Here is a 6,301-nt window from a genome sequence, read left to right as displayed (position 1 = left end):
CACCGTGTCGAGATCAGCGGAGGTAGCGGACGTGGTCATGGCGCAGTAAGTCGCACGGATTCCTGTCCGGCCTAACTGACCCGCCGATGTGACCGCCCGCAGTCGGGGTCATCCCCGATGTGGTCGCCCCGTCGGGCACCTGCTCTCCGATCATGGACGCTGCGCGCGCCGTACGGCGTATCGTGGCGACCGGCGCGATCGACGGGGAGTGGCGAGTGAGCGAGTACGTGGTCAGGCCGCTGGAGCCAGACACCTGGGACGGCTTCGCTGCGATGGTGGAGCTGCACAACGGCGTGTTCGGTGGCTGCTGGTGCACGTGGTTCCACACGATGAGCGCTGACAAGGAACGCACGTACGAGGCGAACCAATCCCTCAAGCGACGCCTGGTCGAGGAGGGGCGGGCACACGCGTCGCTGGTGTACCACGGGGACCGGGCGGTGGCCTGGTGCGAGTACGGATCTCCAGACGAGCTGCCGAACATCTATCACCGCAAGCAGTACGAGGAGGAGCTCGACGTCCTCCCCGACTTCCGGATCACCTGCATCTTCGTGGACAAGAGCTTCCGGCGAAGGGGCCTGTCGGCGCTCGCCCTCCAGGGTGCCCTCGACCTGATGGTCGCGGCCGGGGGTGGCGTCGTCGAGGGGTACCCCCACGATACCGACGGGAAGAAGAAGTCGGTCCTCTACAACGGAACCCGGACCCTGTTCGAGGACGCGGGCTTCGAGTTCGTTCGCAGCAAGGGCACGGGCAACTGCGTCATGCGCCGCACCCTGCCCTGACCCGCACTGGCCACGCCCGCAGCACGCTGCGCGCTCCAGCAGTAGGCGCATCTAGTAGCCGCGACACGGCGCCCAAGTTTGACGTATCACGCCGTCCGGCTGGACGCAGGTCGAAAACCATTGGAGTCCTTGGTCGTGGCTCCGCCGTGCATGGCGGTGTTTCGAAGTGAACGAGTCCGGCGCTGGCCCGACGCTCGACCGTCGCCTTGGGAATTGTGCATTTCGACAGCAAGTCGAACACTCGGCGCGCACACTGGCGAGGCAATGACGCAACGACATGGGGGGAACATGCCGAATTTCGAACAAGACCTGACCGAGACCGAGCCGCCGACTCCGGTCGGCGGTGGGAACACTCTGGGCAGCGACGGGGTTAGCGAGCCGACAGAGCTGATCACGGGCCAGAGGACACCAGCCAGCGCAGCTGCGCGGATGCTCGAGCTGGCCGCTGTCACCGCTGACACGCTCGTCACCGACGCGCGAAAAGAGGCCGAGTCGCTGGTGACCGGCGCACAGGCCAGGGCGGATGCGATCCTGGAGGATAGTCGCACCGAGGCAGATCAGGTCGCGGCCGAGTTGGCCCGCACCAAGCAGGAGCAGGCCGCTGATCTCGACCGCGAGCGCGCGAGCGCACGGGCCGAGCTTGGCGAGGAGAAGGCGGCCCTTGAAGCGCAGATCGCCACGCTGCGTGAGATGGAGCGCCACCACCGCAGCCAGATGCGACAGCAACTGACCGAGCACCTCTCAATGCTTGATGCAACCTTGCCCGAGCCGCTCGCTGGCTTCGCCGACTGACTCTGGAGTCGGCCGCGGCGGGGCATTCGAGTCTCGGTCCACGCAGACCGCTCGTTGGTATCTCGTGCGGGGTACCTCGCAGGCGCGCTTGCGTCTATCCGCTGTCCCGTCCCCACGATCGGTCGTACGTGCACGCCAATATCAACGCTCGTACGCTACGAACTTCGGTGCCTCGCAGAGTCTCGGACAGGTCGAGCCCGCCGATGGTCAGAACCTTGAATTTGGTGAGTGAGGACCCGTCCGCATTCCTGTTCAATGATTGTTCACGATGCACCGACTGAGACTTGGCGCGAGCGCTATTTCAGAGCACGCAGTCATGGAGAGCTACCACGTGACTCTGCGTGCAGCCGCCGCGTCAATGCGGTCGCCCTCATCGACCACGTGGGCGACCTGAGCGGCGAGGAGATCCGACTCGGCGAGCAGCTCGCCCGACGCGGTGAGGCCGTCCGACTCCGCCGCCACTCGCGCCAGCGCGTCGAGCGCGAAGACCTGGGCTTCGAGGTTGCTGGCGGCCCGCGCTTGGTCCAGCACCGACCGCAGTGCGCCCTCGTCGCGGCGTTCGCCGGCGAGTACGCAGTCCGTGAGCAACGCGAAGTCGCCGCCACCCGCGGAGGCGTACCACCGCTGGTTCTCCTCGAGCAGCGCCACCGCTTCGTCGCCCTGGCCGGTGCCCCGCAGGTGCCGGGCGAGGTTGAGCCGGGCCGTGGCGGCGAGGCGCCCGTCCCCGACGGAGAGCGCGTCTCGGATCGCCTGCTCGAAGGACGCGACCGCGGCCGGATCGCCGAGCCGCCGCTGGACCAGCGCGAGGCTGGCGCGATGCAGCGCAGCCTGGCCGAGGAACCCCATGGTGGCGGACTCGTCGGCGGCCCGCGCAAGAGCGCGCGCCGCGTCGTCGTAGCGGTGCTCGGCCTGGGCGATCCCGCCGATGATCGCCTCGGCGTGCACCATCCCCCACGAGTCGCCGATCGGCCGCAGCAGCCCGATCGCCTCGGTGGCATCCCGAGTCGCTGCCGCCGTGTCGCCGACCATCAGGGCCCCGTACGCCGAGAGCACGAGGCTGCCGGCCGTGCGCCACGGGAGTTCGTGGAGTCGGTACGTCGCCAGGCTGGCCGCCGAGTGGGACAACACCTCGTCGGGCCGCCCCTGCTGGATGGCGAGGAAAGCCCGGTGCCGCTCGATGTCGGCGACGACGACAGGGTCGTCCATCCCCGCGGCCAGGTCGGCGGCACCGTCGAGGTCCGACTCGGCGAGGACGACGTTGCCGGCCGAGGCTTCGAGCCACCCGGCCAGGAGTTGGGCAGTGGCCCGTTCGCCGGCCGGCGCCTCGTCGGTCAGGGCCTGGCGGACCCGAGCCGCACCAGCGGGCCCGTCACCCAGCACCACCCACGACCAGCCGAACCCCTTCGCGATGCGCAGCCCAAGTCCCGGATCGTGCGCGACGCACCAGGCCAGCGCGACATCGACGTTCGCGCGCTCCGCCCGCGAGATCGCCAGGCACTCGGGCTGGCGGTCGCTGCGGACGTGCTCGTCGAGCCAGGCCGCGGTTTCGGCGTACCACGAGGCGTGCGACGCGGCGGCCGAGGCGGCGTCACCTGATTGCGCCAACCGGGCCGCGGCGAAGGACTGGATGGAGTCGAGCAGGCGGTAGCGGACGCCGCCGCCCTCGGCATTCTCGACGCTGACCAGGCTGCGGTCGACGAGGCGGCTCATCGTGTCGAGCACAGAGTCGACGGGCACCCCGAGTGCGGTGAGCACGCGCTCGGTCGCGTCCAGGGAGGCGCTGCCCGCGAAGCAGGACAGCGCCCACAGGCCGCGCTGGTCGTCGGGGAAGAGCAGCTCGTAGCTCCAGGCGATGGCCCCTGCCAAGGCACGGCGACGCTCCTGCTGCTGGCTGGTGGGATCGCGGAGCAGCACGAAGCGGTCGTCGAGGCGGCGCGCGATGTCGCGCACCGACAAGGACCGCACCCGCGAGGCCGCGAGCTCGATGGCCAGCGGCAGCCCGTCCAGGGACCGGCACACCTCAGTGACGGCCGACACGGTTTCGTCGTCCAGCACGAGCTGTCGCCGCATCTCCCTGGCCCGGCGCGTGAACAGCGCGACGGACTGGTCCTGCGTGAGCGGCTCGAGCCGGTGGAGGTGCTCGTCCTCGAGCCCCAGCGACACCTGGCTCGTGGCGAGCACCCGCAGCTGTGGAACCGCGTCCAGCAGTGACCGGACCAACGCAGCGACCGGCGCGACGACGTGCTCGCAGTTGTCGAGCAAGAGGACCGTCTCGGCGCCGGACAGACGTTCGTGGAGTGCGAGCTCGCCACCCGACACGTGCAGGGTCTCGGCCACGACCTGGGGCAGTACGGCGGTGGAGTCGATCGCATCGAGGCGCACCAACCACACTCCTCCCGGCGCTGCCAGCGAGCTCCCGGCCCCGATGGCAAGCCGCGTCTTGCCCACTCCGGCCGTCCCCACCACGGTGACGAGTCGGTGCTCGGCCAGCGCGGCGACCACGCCCGCGAGGTCCGCGTCGCGACCGACCAGGGGTGTTCCTGGCGCCGGGAGGTTCCCGGGCACGCCTGTTGCGGGGGCCGAGGCACCGTCGAGGCTCGGGCTCTGCTGCAGCACCAGTCTCTCCAGCGAGCGCAGGGCCGGGCCGGGTTCGATCCCGAGGTCGTCGACCAGGGCTTGCCGGACCCTTGCGTACGCCGCCAGTGCGTCGGCCTGCCTGCCGGCGCGGTAGAGGGCGGTGATGAGGGAGGTCCACAAGCCCTCGCGCAGCGGGTGCTCCTCCACGAGCGACTCGAGCTCGCCGACGAGCTCACTGCCGGCGCCGAGCTCGACCCGGGCAGCCATCGCGTCCTCGACCAGCCCCAGCCGTACCTCCTCCAGCCGGGTGCGGTGCGGTGCCGCCCAGTCTCCGACGTCAACGAGAACCTCCCCGCGATAGAGCGCCAGCCCCTCGCGCGCTCGTTCCAGCGCCCGTGCCGGGTCACCCGCGGTTCGTGCGTCGGCGGCCTGCGCCGCGAGCCGGATGACGCGCGAGGCGTCGACGACGGACGGGTCGAGCGCCAGCGTGTAGCCGTCCGGGGTGCCGACGACCAGGTCCCGGTCACACAGCGCCCGGCGCAGCTGCGAGACCTTCGACTGCAGCGTGTTGCGCCCGACTGGCGCCGCCCACAGGTCCTCGATCAGCACATCGGCCCGGACGTGCGATCCCGCGGTCATGGCCAGCCGCGCCAGCAGCTCGGAGGTCTTGCCCGCGGGCAGGTCAAGGCGCACGTCGTCTTGACGCGCTTCGACTGTCCCGAGAACGGACACTGTCAGCACTCTCCGAGGGTAGGCCGTCAGCCGGCCGTCAGCGTGTCGTCAGCGCCGACGTCCACTGTGGTCCTGTGCCCACCGATCAGACCAGCCTCCTCCACCGCCTCGTCGGCGGTGACCCTCACGCCGCCACCGAGATCCTCGCCCTGGCATCGACGACGGACTCGGCGTCCGTCCTCGTCGCCGCGGCGATGCTCGCCCGCGACGCCGGCCATCTCGCCCGTGCCGCTGCTCTTGCCACCGGCGCTCGCGAGCGGCAGCTCGTGGTCCTCGCCGAGGCCCACCTCGAGGGCAAGGCGTCCCTGCTGGACGTCCTGGTCCGCGACCACCTCGCGGACCACCCGGACCACCTGCTGGCGGCGTGGATCGCCGGCCAGCCCGTACCCCTGCATTGACCAGAAGGAGAAGACCCCATGTCCCAGCTCAGCACCGCCCCACCCCGCACCGCTCCCGGGTCCACGCTCCGCACCGTGGCCCGCTGGATCGTGTCCTTCGTCGGCTTCCCACTCGGCGGCCTCACCGCGATGCTCCTCAGCGGCCCCGTCGACTCCCTGTCCGCGGCGATCCTCGGCGGACTGCTCACCGGCACTGTCCTCGGCGCCGCCCAGGCCCTTGCGCTGAGGTTCGACCAACGCGACCTCCTCACGTGGGTCCTCGCCACCGCCGCCGGGCTCGCCACCGGCCTCACCATCGGCGCCTCGATCATCGACTTCCGGACCGGCCTCGGGGACCTGGTCCTCCAGGGCGCGATCTCCGGCTTCGCCGTCGGCGCCTCGCAGTGCGTCGTGCTCGTACGCCGCACCGGACCCATCGCAGTCCTCTGGCCCGCCTACCTCGCCATGGCCTGGTCGATCGGCTGGGCCGTGACCACGTCTGTCGGCGTCCAGGTCGAGGACCAGTTCACCGTGTTCGGCGCCGCCGGCGCGGTCACGGTCACCCTGCTCACCGCCGTCCTTCCCATCCTGATCCACACCCGTTCACTCACAGAGAAGAGCTCCTGATGCGTCACGTCGTCTTCGGTACCGGCCAGGTCGGCTACCCCCTCGTCGAGCAGCTCGTCGCTGCGGGCCACGAGGTCCTCGCCGTCAACCGCGACGGTCGCGGCACGCTCCCCGGTGCCGAGGTCGTCGGCGGAGATGCCTCCGACCCCGACTTCACCACCCGCGTCTGCGCCCGTGCGGATGTCGTCTACTTCTGCCTCAACGCGATGAACTACGACCGCTGGAGCGAGGAGTTCCCGCCGCTCCAGCGGGGCGTGCTGGCGGGTGCCGCCAGCGCCGGCGCCCGGCTCGTCGTCCTGGACAACCTCTACGCCTACGGTCCGCCCCAGGGCCGGCCGCTGGTCGAGACGATGGCCGCCAACCCGACCTCGCCGAAGTCCGCCACCCGGGCGGCGATGACCGAGGAGCTGCTCGCTG

The 6,301-nt window shown here is 70.6% G+C and carries 6 protein-coding genes; 5 read left to right on the top strand and 1 reads right to left on the bottom strand.

Annotation, left to right across the window (positions count from 1 at the left end):
- Positions 1-152 precede the first annotated feature (152 nt).
- Both RMO85_RS17220 and RMO85_RS17215 read left to right on the top strand, forming a co-directional pair.
- Entirely contained in the window at positions 153-779 is a 627-nt protein-coding gene (locus tag RMO85_RS17220; RefSeq protein WP_310529946.1) for a GNAT family N-acetyltransferase, read from the top strand.
- A gap of 288 nt (positions 780-1,067) precedes the next feature.
- Positions 1,068-1,571 carry a hypothetical protein gene (locus RMO85_RS17215; RefSeq protein ID WP_310529945.1) on the top strand — a complete coding sequence of 168 codons (504 nt, stop codon included), beginning with the start codon at positions 1,068-1,070 and terminating at the stop codon, positions 1,569-1,571.
- Between the two features lie 324 nt (positions 1,572-1,895).
- Here RMO85_RS17215 and RMO85_RS17210 read toward each other — a convergent pair whose 3' ends face one another.
- Entirely contained in the window at positions 1,896-4,889 is a 2,994-nt protein-coding gene (locus RMO85_RS17210; protein ID WP_310529944.1) for a BTAD domain-containing putative transcriptional regulator, read from the bottom strand.
- A gap of 65 nt (positions 4,890-4,954) precedes the next feature.
- Between RMO85_RS17210 and RMO85_RS17205 the strand changes: the two genes are divergently transcribed.
- The 3 genes from RMO85_RS17205 to RMO85_RS17195 all read left to right on the top strand — a co-directional run.
- Positions 4,955-5,278: a hypothetical protein gene (locus RMO85_RS17205; RefSeq protein WP_310529943.1), complete on the top strand. Its 324-nt coding sequence runs from the start codon at positions 4,955-4,957 to the stop codon at positions 5,276-5,278.
- Between the two features lie 18 nt (positions 5,279-5,296).
- Entirely contained in the window at positions 5,297-5,884 is a 588-nt protein-coding gene (locus tag RMO85_RS17200) for a hypothetical protein (protein ID WP_310529942.1), read from the top strand.
- The coding region (locus RMO85_RS17195; protein WP_310529941.1) for an NAD(P)H-binding protein at positions 5,884-6,301 on the top strand (418 nt) is incomplete at its 3' end. The genes RMO85_RS17200 and RMO85_RS17195, both read left to right, overlap by 1 nt.

The sequence above is a fragment of the Nocardioides sp. genome (assembly GCF_031422975.1).
GTDB lineage: Bacteria > Actinomycetota > Actinomycetes > Propionibacteriales > Nocardioidaceae > Nocardioides.
Note: the sequence above shows the minus strand (reverse complement) of the source record. Positions and strands in the feature narration are given on the sequence as shown.